13 protein-coding genes are annotated in these 16,207 nt (G+C 53.5%); 5 read left to right on the forward strand and 8 right to left on the reverse strand.

The genetic code is table 11. From position 1 onward, the window contains the following. Positions 1–17: 17 nt before the first annotated feature. The 5 genes from fabY to typA form a co-directional block, all read right to left on the reverse strand. Complete coding sequence (gene fabY, locus ACE3MN_RS26410; RefSeq protein WP_004127112.1) at positions 18–959, reverse strand: fatty acid biosynthesis protein FabY; 942 nt, start codon at positions 957–959, stop codon at positions 18–20. Positions 960–1,003: 44 nt separating this feature from the next. Then, entirely contained in the window at positions 1,004–1,441 is a 438-nt protein-coding gene (gene dtd / locus ACE3MN_RS26415) for a D-aminoacyl-tRNA deacylase (RefSeq protein ID WP_004132870.1), read from the reverse strand. Beyond that, positions 1,438–2,298, reverse strand: coding sequence for a virulence factor BrkB family protein (locus ACE3MN_RS26420; protein WP_004127107.1), 861 nt, complete (start codon positions 2,296–2,298; stop codon positions 1,438–1,440). The genes dtd and ACE3MN_RS26420 overlap by 4 nt, the downstream gene beginning before the upstream one ends. Further along, a complete protein-coding gene (gene yihX, locus ACE3MN_RS26425; protein ID WP_024360709.1) occupies positions 2,292–2,891 on the reverse strand; it encodes a glucose-1-phosphatase in 600 nt (199 codons plus the stop codon). Before yihX ends, ACE3MN_RS26420 begins: the two co-directional genes overlap by 7 nt. A 133-nt stretch (positions 2,892–3,024) precedes the next feature. Beyond that, positions 3,025–4,848: a ribosome-dependent GTPase TypA gene (gene typA / locus ACE3MN_RS26430; protein ID WP_004132874.1), complete on the reverse strand. Its 1,824-nt coding sequence runs from the start codon at positions 4,846–4,848 to the stop codon at positions 3,025–3,027. Between the two features lie 378 nt (positions 4,849–5,226). Here typA and glnA point away from each other — a divergent pair, with 378 nt between their 5' ends. The 4 genes from glnA (at position 5,227) to ACE3MN_RS26450 (ending at position 9,514) form a co-directional block, all read left to right on the forward strand. Beyond that, entirely contained in the window at positions 5,227–6,636 is a 1,410-nt protein-coding gene (glnA, locus tag ACE3MN_RS26435) for a glutamate--ammonia ligase (protein WP_004127100.1), read from the forward strand. A 188-nt stretch (positions 6,637–6,824) separates the two neighbouring features. Then, entirely contained in the window at positions 6,825–7,874 is a 1,050-nt protein-coding gene (gene glnL, locus ACE3MN_RS26440; protein ID WP_004127098.1) for a nitrogen regulation protein NR(II), read from the forward strand. A gap of 8 nt (positions 7,875–7,882) precedes the next feature. Continuing rightward, on the forward strand, positions 7,883–9,292 hold the full coding sequence (gene glnG, locus ACE3MN_RS26445) for a nitrogen regulation protein NR(I) (protein ID WP_004107350.1): 1,410 nt from the start codon (positions 7,883–7,885) through the stop codon (positions 9,290–9,292). Positions 9,293–9,403: 111 nt separating this feature from the next. Next, entirely contained in the window at positions 9,404–9,514 is a 111-nt protein-coding gene (locus tag ACE3MN_RS26450) for a YshB family small membrane protein (RefSeq protein ID WP_004127096.1), read from the forward strand. A gap of 36 nt (positions 9,515–9,550) precedes the next feature. On the opposite strand, the gene hemN is transcribed toward ACE3MN_RS26450, so the two are convergent. Both hemN and yihI read right to left on the reverse strand, forming a co-directional pair. Further along, positions 9,551–10,924 (reverse strand): oxygen-independent coproporphyrinogen III oxidase, encoded by a 1,374-nt coding sequence (gene hemN, locus ACE3MN_RS26455; protein ID WP_004132876.1) that lies wholly within the window; start codon positions 10,922–10,924, stop codon positions 9,551–9,553. A 188-nt stretch (positions 10,925–11,112) separates the two neighbouring features. After that, the gene (yihI, locus tag ACE3MN_RS26460) at positions 11,113–11,619 is read right to left on the reverse strand and encodes a Der GTPase-activating protein YihI (RefSeq protein ID WP_024360710.1); all 507 of its coding nucleotides are present in this window, start codon (positions 11,617–11,619) and stop codon (positions 11,113–11,115) included. Positions 11,620–12,202: 583 nt separating this feature from the next. Here yihI and yihA point away from each other — a divergent pair. Continuing rightward, on the forward strand, positions 12,203–12,835 hold the full coding sequence (gene yihA / locus ACE3MN_RS26465) for a ribosome biogenesis GTP-binding protein YihA/YsxC (RefSeq protein WP_004127091.1): 633 nt from the start codon (positions 12,203–12,205) through the stop codon (positions 12,833–12,835). Positions 12,836–13,183: 348 nt separating this feature from the next. On the opposite strand, the gene polA is transcribed toward yihA, so the two are convergent. Further along, on the reverse strand, positions 13,184–15,973 hold the full coding sequence (gene polA, locus ACE3MN_RS26470) for a DNA polymerase I (RefSeq protein WP_102650346.1): 2,790 nt from the start codon (positions 15,971–15,973) through the stop codon (positions 13,184–13,186). Positions 15,974–16,207: the final 234 nt, after the last annotated feature.

Raw genomic sequence — 16,207 nt, forward strand, 5'->3', positions numbered from 1 at the left:
ACCGGTATAAAGGGAGGCTACTCCTCTTCGTTACCGCCCTCTTCATACGGGCCAAACGGCTTCGCGGGAAGAACAATATAGATACCCTCAAAAACCGCGCCAAGCCGATCGTCGCCAAACAGTTCAACCTGCAGCTGAACGCGCGCTTTACGCCCGCGCGCCAGCCGGTCAAGATCGCCGCTTAACGAACCGAGATCGGCAACGGCGCTTGGGCGTCCGCTAATGGGCTGGCTGTAGCGGATATGCGCATCGGCAAGAATAATTGTGCCGCCAAGATGCCGCTCGCGCAGCATCAGCCAGATAAGCCCCCAGCCGGTTAACGTTGCCTGAGAAAACAGGCTGCCGGCAAACAGGGTATGGTGTGGGTTCTGGTTACCGGCTTCCGGCATGGTGGTGATGAATTTTTGCCCGGTATACTGCTGGATGCGCACGCCCATTTTCTCGCTGAGAGGGATATGCTGATACCAGGCCTGCTGCAGCTGAGCGCACCAGTCGCCGCGATGTAAAATATCATCCAGCGAGGCTATTGGCTTAATCATCAGAAAATGACGGATCGGCGTGGTCGTCGGCGTGGTGATTTCTCCCTGGTTCACAAAACCGAGCTTCGCAAAGAACTCCACCGCGTCTTCGCGGGCGCTACAGGTCACGCGCTTAACGCCTTCCTGGCGGGCGACGGACTCCAGCGTCATCGCCATCAGGGTACCCAGCCCTTTATCCTGCACTGACGGATGAACGGCCATAAAACGGATAGAGGCTTCGTTTTCCGCATTCACATACAGCCGCCCGACGGCAACCAGATTACCCTCTTCATCGACCACCATTTGATGGTGCGCCATCGCATCCCACGCATCACGCTCGGACCCTTTCGGCTGATGCAGCGGCTTACGCAGCATCTCCCAGCGGAACTGGTAGTAGCTCTCTAACTCTTCTTCTGTTTGCGGTACACGAAGGTGATACATAGCTGTACTCTCTTTTGTTACCCGCAGCCTGCCCGGAAGCTGGCTCATACCTGCAACCAAAAGGTTACGGGACCATCATTCACCAGAGAAACCTGCATATCGGCAGCAAATCTCCCGGTCTGCGTATTCATTTTCTGCTCGCGGCAGCGCTCAACGAAATACGCGTACAGCGCTTCCGCTTTATCCGGCGCAGCCCCTTTCGAAAATCCAGGGCGCATCCCGCGCTCGGTATCCGCTGCCAGCGTAAACTGTGAAACCACCAGCACGCTGCCGCCAGCCTGCTGCACGTTCAGATTCATTTTGCCTTCAGCATCGCTAAAAATACGGTATCCCAACACGCGCTCGCACAGGCGGTTCGCCTTTTGCTCATCATCGTCTCTCTCGACGCCTAACAGCACCAGAAGCCCGGGGCCGATTTCGCCCGTCACTTCACCCTCCACGGTAACGCTAGCTCGGGATACGCGTTGAATTAATGCAATCATGATTGTTCTGTTTCTTCTTTTTTCAGTTTGCGGTATTCACCGAGAGTGACAGTAATTTCAGCGCCAAGCAAGACGATACACCACGTCCAGTACACCCAGACAAACAAAATAGGCACCACGGCGAGCACGCCATAAATCAACTGATATGACGGGAACGCGGTGATATATAAAGCAAAAGCTTTCTTACCCGCTTCAAAGAGCAGCGCAGCGACCAGGGAACCGATTATCGCATCGCGGTTACGCACCTCGGCCGTCGGCACAATGCTGTAAAGCAGCCAGAATGCCACCCAGGATAAAATGAGCGGAAAAATACGCAGCACATCGTCAATCACGCTATTCAGGTCGCTGGCCCAGCGTAACGACAGGAGATAGGAGCTGATCGCAAGGCTGGCGCCCGCCAGCAGCGGCCCCAGGGTGAGGATCATCCAGTAAACGGCAAAGGAGTAGGTTTTTGGTCGGGTGCGGGTACTGCGCCAGATGGTGTTCAACGCGCTATCAATGGAGTACATCAACAGCAGCGATGTCACAATCAGGCCGAAAGCGCCCACGGCGGTCATTCGGCTGGAGTTAGCGACAAACTGCTCAATGTAGCCCTGAATGACATCGCCGGTTGCCGGGATGAAATTGGCGAAGATAAAGTGGCGAATCTGGATACTGACATCAGAAAACATCGGAAATGCCGCGAACAGCGCGAAAACAACGGCAATAAGCGGCACAAGGGAGAGTAACGACACATAGGCAAGATTCCCCGCCAGTGTCGTCATATTATCTTCATCAATACGCCGCCATAGCAGCTTGAGCCACGCCACCAGCGGTCGCAGATGGCGCGTGGTTTTTTGATGAACGGTTTTTAGCATAGCTGTTTAGCAAAATAGTTGGGGATGGTTTCCTTCCCGGTCACCAGAATGCTGGTAATGCCAAGCTGGTTAGCCCCGGCAATATTATCCGCGTTATCATCGAAGAAGACCGTATCGTCAGCGGAAAAACCTTCCGCTTCAAGGACGCTCTGATAGATCCGCGCTTCGGGTTTACGCATCCCCATTTCCTGAGAAAGATAGATATGGTCAGCCACGGCGCGTATCTCGGGGTACTCATCCGGCCAGAAGGTGGTATGCAGACGGTTAGTGTTGGACAGAACCACGACCCGATGCCCCTGCTCGCGTAATTTTTGCATAATCGCGATAACCTCCGGGCGGAGGGCGACAAAAACCGCCTGCCAGCCGTGGGAGAACTGCTCGTAGCTAAGCGACATGTTCATTTCGTGGCACATCGCCGCCGCGAAATCTTCATCGCTGATTTCACCGCGCTCGTGCTGGTGGAACGCTTCGCCCATGGTGAAATGCTGCTGCAGCGTCGCAAGGGGAATTCGCGTTAAATCGCTCCACGTCCCGAGCACCCGGTTGAAGTCAATATCGACAATCACATTACCTAAATCAAAGATATAGAGCATGGTCCTCTCCTTTTGCACCGTGGAAAATTAACTGTAGCGGGAAAGGGGGAGTTTGACTATGGCCGGCGGGGCTTTGTACAAAAAAGAAACCCTGCCATTGAGGCAGGGTTCAGATAGCAGAAAGAAACGTTAATTAATCTTCTTTCGCACCGCGCATCGCACGTTTACGGTCGTTCTCGGTCAGGTGACGTTTACGGATACGGACAGAAGTCGGGGTGACTTCTACCAGTTCGTCGTCATCGATGAACTCAAGAGCCTGCTCCAGAGTCATTTTTAGCGCCGGAACCAGCGTCGTTGCTTCGTCAGTACCGGAAGCACGCATGTTGGTCAGTTTCTTACCGGTCAGGCAGTTTACCGTCAGGTCGTTAGAGCGGCTGTGAATACCGATGATCTGGCCTTCGTAAACTTCTGCGCCGTGGCCCAGGAACAGCTTACCGCGATCCTGCAGGCTGAACAGGGCGAACGCGACCGCTTTACCCTGACCGTTGGAGATCAGAACACCGTTCTGACGCTGACCCACATCACCCGCACGAACGTCGTCGTAGTGGCTGAAGGTGGAGTACAGCAGACCGGTACCGGAGGTCATGGTCATGAATTCTGAACGGAAGCCGATCAGACCACGGCTTGGGATCACGTAGTCGAGACGTACGCGGCCTTTGCCATCTGGATTCATGTTTTTCAGATCGCCTTTACGCTCACCCAGCGCCTGCATGACAGAACCCTGGTGCTGCTCTTCAACGTCCAGCGTCACGTTTTCGAACGGCTCTTGCTTACGGCCATCGATTTCGCGGAAGATAACTTTCGGACGGGAAACCGCCATTTCGAAACCTTCACGACGCATGTTCTCGATAAGAACGGACAGGTGCAGTTCGCCACGGCCGGAAACGCGGAATGCGTCTGCATCCGGAGTTTCTTCAACGCGCAGCGCCACGTTATGCACCAGCTCTTTGTTCAGGCGGTCAAGGATCTGACGAGAGGTAACGTACTTACCTTCTTTACCGCAGAACGGCGAGGTGTTAACGCAGAAGAACATAGAGACGGTCGGCTCATCAACAGACAGCGCCGGCAGCGCTTCAACATTCTGCGTATCGCAGATGGTGTCAGAGATGTTCAGTTCGCCCAGGCCGGTGATCGCGATGATATCGCCAGCTTCTGCAACGTCGCTCTCGATACGCTCAAGACCCAGATGGGTCAGAACCTTACCGACTTTACCGTTACGGGTTTTGCCTTCGCTATCAATGATAGTGACCTGCTGGTTCGGCTTCACTTTACCGCGCTTGATGCGGCCGATGCCGATGACGCCAACGTAGTTGTTGTAGTCCAGCTGGGAGATTTGCATCTGCAGCGGGCCATCAAGGTCAACGTTCGGCGCCGGTACGCGATCGACGATGGTCTGATACAGCGGAGTCATGTCTTCAGCCATATCTTCGTGATCCAGACCCGCGATACCGTTCAGCGCAGAAGCGTAAACGATAGGGAAGTCCAGCTGTTCGTCGGTAGCGTCGAGGTTAACGAACAGGTCGAATACCTGATCGACAACCCAGTCAGGGCGTGCGCCCGGACGGTCAACTTTGTTGATAACAACAATTGGCTTCAGGCCATGAGCAAAGGCTTTTTTGGTCACGAAGCGCGTCTGCGGCATCGGACCATCCATTGCATCAACGACCAACAGAACGGAATCAACCATGGACATGACACGTTCAACTTCACCACCGAAGTCGGCGTGCCCCGGGGTATCAACGATGTTGATACGGTAGTCATTCCATTTGATAGCGGTGTTTTTAGCCAGGATGGTAATCCCGCGCTCTTTCTCCAAATCGTTGGAGTCCATCACTCGCTCTTGAGTTTCGGCACGCGCGTCGAACGTACCGGATTGCTGTAGCAGCTTATCAACCAGGGTAGTTTTACCATGGTCAACGTGCGCGATGATGGCGATATTACGCAAATTTTCGATCACAACTTTGCCTCAGGCATTAGAAATAGCGCGTTATTGTACACGGATTAATCGCAGTACAAAACAGGATCACAAACATCCTCCGCAAACAAGTATTGCAGAGATTCTTTGTGATCGCTTTCACGGAGCGTTAAAAGGGTTATTCAAGGTCAATTGCACCAAATAAGTGCCCAATGTTCACACAAATGCACTATATTGGTGCAATGCATTCATTTTGGTGCAGCCCTTTTGCACGATGATGTGCATGATAACGCCTTTTGGGGGCAATTTAAAAGTTGGCACAGATTTCGCTTTATATTTTTTAAGGCAACAACGCCACTTTACGTAGTTAAAAAGTTTTCGTTTCCACGACGACAATGACCAATCCGGGAGAGTTTAAGTATGTCCGCTGAACACGTTTTGACGATGCTGAACGAGCATGAAGTGAAGTTTGTCGATCTGCGCTTCACCGATACCAAAGGTAAAGAACAGCACGTTACTATTCCTTCTCATCAGGTAAATGCCGAATTCTTCGAAGAAGGCAAAATGTTTGATGGCTCCTCGATTGGCGGCTGGAAAGGTATTAACGAATCCGACATGGTTCTGATGCCGGATGCAACCACCGCGCTGATCGACCCGTTCTATGAAGAACCGACGCTGATCATCCGCTGCGACATCCTGGAACCAGGCACCCTGCAGGGCTATGACCGCGACCCGCGTTCCATTGCTAAGCGCGCTGAAGAGTATCTGCGCTCTACCGGCCTGGCTGACACCGTGCTGTTCGGGCCAGAACCAGAATTCTTCCTGTTCGACGACATCCGTTTTGGTGCCTCCATCTCCGGTTCCCACGTTGCTATCGACGATATCGAAGGCGCATGGAACTCCTCCACCAAATACGAAGGCGGCAACAAAGGCCACCGTCCGGGCGTGAAAGGCGGTTACTTCCCGGTTCCGCCAGTAGACTCTTCTCAGGATATCCGCTCCACCATGTGTATGATCATGGAAGAGATGGGCCTGGTTGTTGAAGCTCACCACCACGAAGTGGCGACTGCGGGCCAGAACGAAATCGCGACCCGCTTTAACACCATGACCAAAAAAGCGGACGAAATTCAGATTTACAAATACGTTGTGCATAACGTCGCACACCGTTTCGGCAAAACCGCGACCTTTATGCCAAAACCGATGTTTGGCGATAACGGTTCCGGTATGCACTGCCACATGTCCCTGTCCAAGAACGGCGTAAACCTGTTCTCCGGCGACAAATACGCAGGCCTGTCTGAACAAGCGCTGTACTACATCGGCGGCGTAATCAAACACGCTAAAGCGATTAACGCCCTGGCTAACCCGACCACCAACTCCTACAAGCGTCTGGTCCCGGGTTACGAAGCGCCGGTTATGCTGGCTTACTCTGCCCGTAACCGTTCCGCGTCTATCCGTATTCCGGTTGTCACCTCTCCGAAAGCGCGCCGTATCGAAGTTCGCTTCCCGGACCCGGCTGCTAACCCGTACCTGTGCTTCGCGGCGCTGCTGATGGCTGGCCTTGACGGTATCAAGAACAAAATCCATCCGGGCGAAGCCATGGATAAAAACCTGTACGATCTGCCGCCGGAAGAAGCGAAAGAGATCCCACAGGTTGCAGGCTCTCTGGAAGAAGCACTGAACGCGCTGGACGCGGACCGTGAATTCCTGACCGCTGGCGGCGTATTCACCAACGACGCTATCGATGCTTACATCGCCCTGCGTATTGAAGAAAACGACCGCGTACGCATGACTCCGCACCCGGTTGAGTTTGAGCTGTACTACAGCGTCTAATTTTGCTGTAAATCCGCGGTATTCCGTGTTGTGGCGTGGGGTACCAAGGATGTTTTGTTGCCGTGGAAACTTTCAGCCCATCTCAGGATGGGCTTTTTTCTCCACCAACGCGCTGATCCCATGAGCTTTTTATTCATAAAAAGCTATACTGCACTAAAATGGTGCACTCTTTTTCAGGAGACTGTCGAATGGCAACAGGCACACTGCCCGATGCTGGGCAGATCCTTAACTCTTTAATCAACAGTATCTTACTGGTCGATGACGACCTGGCGGTACATTACGCGAACCCGGCGGCGCAGCAGCTGCTGGCGCAAAGCTCGCGTAAATTATTCGGCACGCCGCTGCCGGAGCTGTTGAGCTATTTCTCGCTGAATATCGGCCTCATGCAAGAGAGCCTCGCTGCGGGTCAGGGTTTTACCGATAACGAAGTGACGCTGGTTATTGATGGCCGCTCCCACATCCTTTCCCTGACGGCGCAACGCCTGCCTGAAGGCTATATCCTGCTGGAAATGGCGCCGATGGATAATCAGCGTCGCCTGAGCCAGGAGCAGCTACAGCACGCGCAGCAGATTGCCGCACGTGACTTAGTGCGTGGTCTGGCCCATGAGATTAAAAATCCGCTGGGCGGCCTGCGCGGCGCGGCGCAGCTGCTGAGCAAAGCGCTGCCCGACCCTGCGCTAATGGAATATACCAAAGTCATTATTGAACAGGCCGACCGGTTAAGAAATCTGGTCGACCGTCTACTGGGACCACAGCATCCCGGAATGCACGTAACAGAAAGCATCCACAAGGTCGCTGAGCGAGTGGTGAAGCTGGTGTCGATGGAACTACCGGATAACGTCAAGCTGGTGCGCGACTATGACCCCAGCCTGCCAGAGCTCCCGCACGACCCGGATCAAATTGAACAAGTGCTGCTGAACATCGTACGTAACGCGCTGCAGGCGCTGGGACCGGAGGGCGGAGAGATCACTCTGCGCACCCGGACGGCCTTCCAGTTAACCCTGCACGGCGTGCGCTACCGCCTCGCTGCGCGTATCGACGTTGAAGATAACGGCCCGGGAATCCCGTCTCACTTACAGGATACGCTGTTTTATCCCATGGTGAGTGGACGCGAAGGCGGTACCGGACTCGGGCTGTCTATCGCCCGCAGCCTTATAGACCAGCACTCCGGCAAAATTGAATTTACCAGTTGGCCAGGGCATACCGAATTCTCGGTGTACCTGCCTATTCGGAAGTAGAGGTGTTTATGCAACGAGGGATAGCATGGATCGTTGACGACGATAGCTCCATCCGTTGGGTGCTTGAACGCGCGCTCACCGGGGCAGGCTTGAGTTGTACAACGTTTGAAAGCGGCAATGAGGTGCTTGATGCCCTCACGACCAAAACCCCGGATGTACTGCTGTCTGATATCCGCATGCCGGGGATGGATGGGCTGGCGCTGCTAAAGCAAATTAAACAGCGTCATCCGATGCTCCCGGTCATCATAATGACGGCGCATTCGGATCTTGACGCGGCGGTCAGCGCCTATCAGCAGGGCGCTTTTGATTATCTGCCGAAACCGTTTGATATTGATGAAGCGGTGGCGCTGGTCGACCGTGCGATTAGCCATTACCAGGAACAGCAGCAGCCGCGCAATGCGCCGATTAACAGCCCGACGGCCGATATCATCGGCGAAGCACCAGCGATGCAGGATGTCTTTCGCATTATTGGCCGCCTGTCGCGCTCATCAATCAGCGTACTGATCAACGGGGAATCCGGTACCGGTAAAGAGCTGGTTGCCCATGCTCTCCATCGGCATAGTCCGCGCGCCAAGGCGCCGTTTATTGCGCTAAATATGGCGGCAATTCCTAAAGATTTAATCGAATCAGAGCTATTTGGCCACGAGAAAGGGGCCTTTACCGGCGCCAATACCGTGCGTCAGGGACGCTTTGAGCAGGCAGACGGCGGCACGCTGTTCCTCGACGAGATCGGCGATATGCCGCTGGACGTACAGACTCGCCTGCTGCGCGTCCTCGCTGATGGCCAGTTTTATCGCGTCGGCGGCTATGCGCCGGTGAAAGTGGATGTGCGCATCATTGCCGCCACCCACCAGAACCTTGAGCTGCGCGTCCAGGAAGGAAAATTCCGCGAGGATTTATTCCACCGCCTGAACGTGATTCGCGTCCATCTGCCGCCGCTGCGCGAGCGTCGGGAAGATATTCCTCGCCTGGCGAGGCACTTCCTGCAAATTGCCGCTCGTGAACTGGGCGTCGAGGCCAAACAGCTGCATCCGGAGACGGAGATGGCGTTAACCCGACTGGCATGGCCGGGTAACGTACGTCAGCTGGAAAACACCTGTCGCTGGCTGACGGTAATGGCCGCAGGTCAGGAGGTTCTGACGCAGGATCTTCCCAGCGAGCTGTTTGAAACCGCGATACCGGATAACCCAACGCAAATGCTGCCGGATAGCTGGGCCACGCTGCTGGGACAATGGGCCGATCGCGCTTTGCGTTCCGGTCATCAAAACCTGCTCTCGGAAGCGCAGCCTGAGATGGAGCGCACGCTGCTGACCACCGCCTTACGCCACACTCAGGGGCATAAACAAGAGGCGGCCCGGCTGCTGGGATGGGGTCGTAATACCCTGACGCGTAAGCTAAAAGAGTTGGGGATGGAGTAGCTGCGCGCTGGCGAGGAAAAAATAGTCATCCAGCGCAAACTGCTGCTATTTTGTACTTTACTGTTGCCATGCGTTGAGTATGATCTTGCCCGGAAAGACGGGGGAGAAATCATGCTTGAATCACTCATTAATATTATATCGAGCGGTGTTGCAGCGGGTCATACGCCGCAGACGGCGGTCGCTGCCGTTCTGTGCGCGGCGATGGTTGGCCTGTTTAGCTGATAATATCCCCTCTCCTGCCAGGAGAGGGGATATTGCTTATATAACGCGGGAAAACTGCTGCATCCGCGCTTTTTGGCGCAGATACGCATCGAAACACATGCAGATATTGCGAATCAGCAGTCGGCCTTTCGGCGTCACCTGAATGCCTTTCTCATCCACATCCACCAGCCCATCTTTGGCTAGCGGCGCCAGCAATTTCATATCGTCGGCAAAGTAGCTATCGAAGGTAAGATCCCACTGCGCGTCTACCGAAGCGAAGTCGAGACGAAAGTTACAAATCAGCGCCTTAATCACGTCGCGGCGGATGCAGTCATCGCGCGTCAACGCAATACCGCGCCACAGCGCCGTTCCGGTTTCATCAACCTGCTGATAATACTGTTTCAACTCTTTCTGGTTCTGCGCGTAGCAATCGCCAATCATACTGATCGCCGACACGCCCATTCCCAACAGGTCGGTGTCTCCCTGGGTGGTGTAACCCTGGAAATTGCGATGCAGAATGCCTTCACGTTGGGCTATCGCCAGTTCATCATCAGGACGGGCAAAGTGGTCCATGCCGATAAACTGATATCCCGCGGCCGTCAGCGAATTGATGGTTTCCTGAAGAATGTCCAGCTTCTGTTCCGCTGAGGGCAAATCGGCATCTTTGATTTTGCGCTGCGCGGCGAAGAGCGTGGGTAGATGCGCGTAGTTGAACACGCTCAGACGATCGGGATTAAGCTCCGCCACTTTCTGTAGCGTATAAGCGAAGCTCTGCGGCGTCTGCTTCGGCAGGCCGTAAATCAGGTCGATATTGGTCGAGGTAAAGCCGATGTCGCGCGCATGGTTGAGTAGCGCGAAGATGAAGGCCTCATCCTGCTCGCGGTTTACCAGGCGCTGCACTTCTTTGTTGAAGTCCTGCACGCCCATACTCAGGCGATTAAAGCCTTCGCCACGTAAATGATCCAGCACATCGAGTTCGATTTCACGCGGATCAACCTCAATGGAGATCTCTGCGTCCGCGTTAAAATTGAAATGGGTACGCAGCAGACCCATCAGACGACTAATTTGCGCCTTGTTTAGATACGTTGGCGTACCGCCGCCCCAGTGTAGCTGATTGACTTTGCGGCCAGAAAAAAGCGGCGCGCGATGAATAATCTCCTGCTCAAGGACATCCAGATACTGATCGGCCTTATGCTGTTGGCGGGTGACGATTTTATTACAGCCGCAGAAATAACAGAGCTTATGGCAAAACGGGATATGCACGTACAGCGAGAGGGGACGCTGCGGATAGCGGGCAACCGCCGCATCAAATTCAGCGGGGCCAAATTCTGGAGAAAACTCCAGCGCGGTGGGATACGAAGTATAACGCGGCCCGGAATAGTTATATTTCTGGATCAGGGCCAGATCCCAGTCGATTAACTGCACAGACATGCTCACTCCTTCCGATGGTACCGTCGGCGGGTACGCCGCCCCGGCCCAACCGCACCTCGGGTAATGAGCCGGTTGCGCAGCCATTTTTGACGCCGCGACAACCGTCGTAGTTTAACGAATAACCACAGCAGATAACATATAACCAGAAGGGTTATAAGCAGGACCGGGAATCCGATGGGGTGCAAACGTTAGTTTCCACCCTTCAGCAGACGCATCATATCTTCTTTGCGCTCTTCCTCTTCTTCATCTTCGTCATCATCGTAGGAGAGGCCCAGCTGCTGCATCAGTTCATCAATGCGATCCAGTTTGGCATCAACCCAGGTCTGCTCTTCAGCATTCAGGGTACCGCCCTCTTCCAGACGTTCCAGCAGCGCGTCCAGGCGCTCATCGTTCTCCAGCAAATCCAGCTCAGCCTGCGGTGAAAGCATAGGTTTCTCGCTCTTTGGTTTATGCTGCTTAATCGCCGGAGCATTTTCAGTCACGCCCAGCGGGATTGGTTTTTTACTGCCAATTCGGGGATCTTGCTGCTGGCCTTGTTTTTTGCCTGCCGAAGCGGTGTCGCCGCCGGTCGCGCGACTTCCTGCCGCATGGCCACGATGCTTCTTCTGATGCTTGCGCTCGCGGGCTTCCTGGTTCAATTCTTCACGCGTTTTGCGATTTTTTTTGCCGCGAGGTACGGATGTCGGTTTTTTCATGTTGTGTAATCTTCAGGCCGTTTTCTTCAGTATAGAATTGAGGCGGAATCTAGCAGAAAGCAAGCAAAGAAAAAAGGCGACAGATTACTCTGTCGCCTTTTTCCGCACTGACAACCCTTAATGGGCTTCTACTTTCCATGTTCGCTAACGACACACCCTGTCTTTCCTTTAGCAACTAACGGTCCCTGTTACATCCATTTCCTTTTAAAACGTCTCCAGACGTTTGTCATCCTGACAATCCGTAGTCCTCGCCTCCTGGCGCTTCCTGACTCCTCATCCTGAGTCATAATCCTGTTAGCATCCTCGCCCTTGACCGCTACTTTACTGTTTTAAGGAAAACCTACAACCGACTGTACGGAAAAAAAACAAGTTTCAGAATTTTCTTTCAGCTCAACACGATGATTTATCAGCGTTTGTATTATGTTTACTCAGTTTTTCCTCATGTATTTCTCATATAATCAATAGCCAATGTCTTACAAAGACTGTGGTTTTAACTTACAGCGATGAGGTGCGGTAAAAACAGCCTTTTTCTGCTGTTCAGGTATAATCCCCGTCAAAGCCTGATTTAACGGAGACGACCGTCTTGACCAACTGGAATTATCAACTGACGCATTTTGTCACTAGCGCGCCAGATATCCGCCATCTTCCTGCCGATACCGGTATTGAAGTGGCCTTTGCTGGCCGCTCTAACGCCGGGAAATCCAGCGCTCTGAACACGCTGACTAACCAGAAAAGCCTGGCACGCACTTCGAAGACGCCTGGCCGTACGCAGCTGATTAACCTGTTTGAAGTCGCTGAGGGCAAACGCCTGGTCGACCTGCCGGGCTATGGTTATGCCCAGGTACCGGAAGAGATGAAAATCAAGTGGCAACGCGCGCTGGGTGAATATCTCGAGAAACGCCTGTGTCTGAAAGGCCTGGTTGTGCTGATGGATATCCGTCATCCGCTTAAAGATCTCGATCAGCAGATGATCCAATGGGCGGTTGAAAGCGATATTCCGGTTCTGGTGCTGCTGACCAAAGCCGATAAGCTGGCCAGCGGGGCGCGGAAAGCGCAGATCGCTATGGTTCGTGAGGCGGTAACCGCCTTTAACGGAGATGTGCAGGTCGAAGGATTTTCTTCCCTGAAGAAGCAAGGCGTGGATAAACTCCGGCAGAAACTGGATAGCTGGTATAACGATATCCCCCCTCAGGAAGAACCTGAAGACGGCGAATAGTCTCGCTAATTACCCCGGATAGCGGCGCGTGAGGCCCTGTCCGGGTAGCCCGCCTCATCAGCATTGATTCGCAAAAATTTTCTTTCGCGCAATAAAAAACGCCCCGGTCATAAATGACCGGGGCGGCTAAAATATTCAGCCAAATCCGATTACGTGAAGTAAAAGGTCTGAAAGATAGAACATCTTACCTCTGTACCCTACGTCTTTAACTCTACTCTTCTTTCGATTACGGATAAAGCATTTTTTGTAGTTTTTTTTCACTCTTTACATAGCAAATTCAAATGATCATCACAAAATACGATAAGTTATGTTACTCACTTACAAGAAATGACCCTACCTGCCGAATACTTAGTGCGCTTGATCCCAGTTTTCTCCGCTTCCCACTTCCACCAATAGCGGAACCGCCAGCGTCGTACTGCTTTCCATCAGTTCATGGATTTTTTTCGCGACCGCCTCAAGATCGTCTTTATGCACTTCAAAGACCAATTCATCGTGCACCTGCATGATCATCCGCACGCGAGGTTTTTCACTTAACAACCAGCTGTCGACGGCAATCATCGCGCGCTTAATAATATCGGCGGCGGTTCCCTGCATCGGCGCGTTGATCGCCGCACGCTCGGCACCAGCACGACGCGCACCGTTGCTGGATTTAATGTCCGGCAGATAGAGACGACGGCCATCGAGCGTTTCAACATACCCCTGCTCTTTTGCCTGAGTGCGGGTGCGCTCCATATATTCCAACACGCCCGGATAGCGTTCAAAGTAGAGATCCATATACTTTTGCGCTTCTTTGCGTGGGATATTGAGCTGGCGCGCAAGGCCGAATGCGCTCATGCCGTAAATCAGGCCGAAGTTGATCGCCTTCGCGCTGCGGCGCTGCTCGCTACTGACGCTCTCCAGCGGCAAACCGAAAACCTCAGCCGCCGTCGCGCGGTGGATATCCTTCCCTTCAGCAAACGCGGTCAGCAGGCCCTTGTCGCGAGACAGATGCGCCATGATGCGCAGTTCAATTTGCGAGTAGTCGGCAGAGACGATGAGATAATCTTCCGGTGCAATAAACGCCTGGCGAATACGGCGCCCTTCATCATTGCGTACCGGAATATTCTGCAGGTTCGGATCGGTGGACGACAAACGTCCCGTGGCGGTAACCGCCTGGTGATAAGAGGTGTGAACCCGGCCCGTTTTCGGGCTGATCATCAGCGGCAGCTTATCGGTGTAGGTGGACTTGAGTTTTGCCAGGCCACGATATTCGAGGATGACTTTCGGCAGCGGATAATCCAGCGCCAGCTCTTCCAGCACCTCTTCCGAGGTCGAGGGCGCGCCGCCCGGGGTTTTCTTCAGCGGCTTAATACCTTGTTTTTCAAACAAGATCGTTTGCAGCTGCTTCGGAGAAGAGAGGTTAAACTCTTCGCCCGCGATGTCGTACGCCTTTTTCTCCAGCTCAACCAGGCGCTTGGCTATCTCCTGAGAGTGCGCATGCAGTACGGCCGGATCGATCTTCACGCCATTGCGCTCAATGCGGGATAGTACCGGTACCAGCGGCATTTCAATATTTTTAAAAACGTTCAGCGGGCCTTCATTTTGCTGAAGTTTAGGCCACATTTTCAGGTGCAGCTGTAGCGTGACGTCGGCATCTTCCGCCGCGTAGCGGCCCGCTTCTTCCAGCGCGATTTGGTTGAATGTAAGCTGGTTTTTACCTTTACCCGCAATTTCTTCAAAGGTAATGGTTTTGTGCTTCAGCCAGCGGTCGGAGAGGCTATCCATATCATGGCGGCCCGCCACGCTGTCGAGAATGTAGGATTCCAGCATGGTATCAAAGGCAATACCGCGCAGTTCAATGTCATAGTTAGCCAGGATACCGCGGTCATATTTGAGGTTTTGCCCAACCTTCAGAACATTGTCATCTTCCAGTAGCGGTTTCAGCAGCTCAAGGACACGGTCGCGCGGGATCTGATCCGGTGCGTCCAGATAATCATGGGCAACCGGTACATAGGCCGCAACGCCGGGTTCAATGGCGAAGGATAAGCCGACCATATTGGCTGACACGTTATCCAGGCTGTCTGTTTCGGTATCAAAGGCAAAAAGCGGCGCTTTCTTCAGGCTCTCAATCCAGGTCAGCAGCGTTTCTTCATCAAGAATCGTGACATAGTTTTCAGAAGAGAGCGCCGTGGCGGTTTCCTCTTCGGCATCAGCCACTGCTGCCACAGCGGCTATCGGCTTCGCCGCAAGCTTTGCGCCTTTTGCCTGCATCCACTTGCCGGACTCGACATCGGTGATCCAGCGTTTGAACTCATACTTTTTAAATAGCGTCAGCAGTTCATCAGCGATGGGCTGTGCAACCAGCAGATCTTCGCAGCCCAGATCCAGCTCGACGTCGGTTTTGATCGTCGCCAGCTGATAAGAGAGGTAGGCCACCTCTTTATTCTGCTCCAGCTTCGCTGCCATCGTTTTTGCACCGCGGAAGGTCAGTCCGGCGATTTTTTCAGGTTCCGCATATAGCGTATCAAGGCCGCCCAGCCCCTGTAACAACGCCTGCGCCGTCTTCTCTCCCACGCCTGGTACGCCAGGGATGTTGTCCGATGAGTCCCCCATCAGGGCCAGAAAATCGATGATCAGCTCCGGCGGCACGCCGTATTTGGTCACCACTTCATCCGGGCCGAGGATGGTGTTGGTCATGGTGTTAATCAGCGTAATACCCGGCGTAACCAGCTGAGCCATGTCTTTATCGCCGGTGCTAATCAGTACCGGACGCCCGACCTTTTCAGCTTCACGCGCCAGGGTCCCGATGACATCGTCAGCTTCTACGCCAGGAACGGCCATCAGCGGCAGGCCCATCGCCTTAACCATGGCATGCAGCGGCTCGATCTGCGCACGTAGATCGTCCGGCATCGGCGGGCGATGAGATTTATAGTGCTCAAACAGTTCATCACGGAAAGTCTTCCCCTTGGCATCAAACACGACGACGGCATGGGTCGGTTGATACTGCAGGATCAGGCTTCGCAGCATATTCAGTACGCCATACATTGCGCCTGTCGGCTCGCCAGCGCTATTCGTCAGCGGAGGGAACGCGTGATATGCCCGATAAAGGTAAGAGGAGCCGTCAACGAGGATGAGAGGGTTTTCTGGGATCTGAACCATAATTTCCGTGCCTGTTTATCAGATTATCGGTAAAGGATGCCACAGACGGGCATTAAATCCTGAATTTTTCCCGCATTTCGTCGAAAAGATTCAACGATCCCGTCGATCGCGCAATGCGTTAACCTGTGGATAACTTTGTGAATAGTTTTATAACGATGGCTACGTCATCATTAATAAAATAATCTATTGGTAAATTACTCTATATTTATCATGGCATTATAAATTAACAACCCG

It is taken from the genome of Klebsiella grimontii (assembly GCF_042137965.1).
In the GTDB taxonomy this organism is placed as follows: domain Bacteria; phylum Pseudomonadota; class Gammaproteobacteria; order Enterobacterales; family Enterobacteriaceae; genus Klebsiella; species Klebsiella grimontii.

Coding starts and splice junctions, on each gene's coding strand:
- glnL (WP_004127098.1), top strand. CDS start 6,825: ATGGCAACAGGCACACTGCCCGATGCTGGGCAGATCCTTAACTCTTTA.
- glnA (WP_004127100.1), top strand. CDS start 5,227: ATGTCCGCTGAACACGTTTTGACGATGCTGAACGAGCATGAAGTGAAG.
- fabY (WP_004127112.1), bottom strand. CDS start 959: ATGTATCACCTTCGTGTACCGCAAACAGAAGAAGAGTTAGAGAGCTAC.
- ACE3MN_RS26420 (WP_004127107.1), bottom strand. CDS start 2,298: ATGCTAAAAACCGTTCATCAAAAAACCACGCGCCATCTGCGACCGCTG.
- yihX (WP_024360709.1), bottom strand. CDS start 2,891: ATGCTCTATATCTTTGATTTAGGTAATGTGATTGTCGATATTGACTTC.
- ACE3MN_RS26450 (WP_004127096.1), top strand. CDS start 9,404: ATGCTTGAATCACTCATTAATATTATATCGAGCGGTGTTGCAGCGGGT.
- polA (WP_102650346.1), bottom strand. CDS start 15,973: ATGGTTCAGATCCCAGAAAACCCTCTCATCCTCGTTGACGGCTCCTCT.
- hemN (WP_004132876.1), bottom strand. CDS start 10,924: ATGTCTGTGCAGTTAATCGACTGGGATCTGGCCCTGATCCAGAAATAT.
- glnG (WP_004107350.1), top strand. CDS start 7,883: ATGCAACGAGGGATAGCATGGATCGTTGACGACGATAGCTCCATCCGT.
- dtd (WP_004132870.1), bottom strand. CDS start 1,441: ATGATTGCATTAATTCAACGCGTATCCCGAGCTAGCGTTACCGTGGAG.
- yihI (WP_024360710.1), bottom strand. CDS start 11,619: ATGAAAAAACCGACATCCGTACCTCGCGGCAAAAAAAATCGCAAAACG.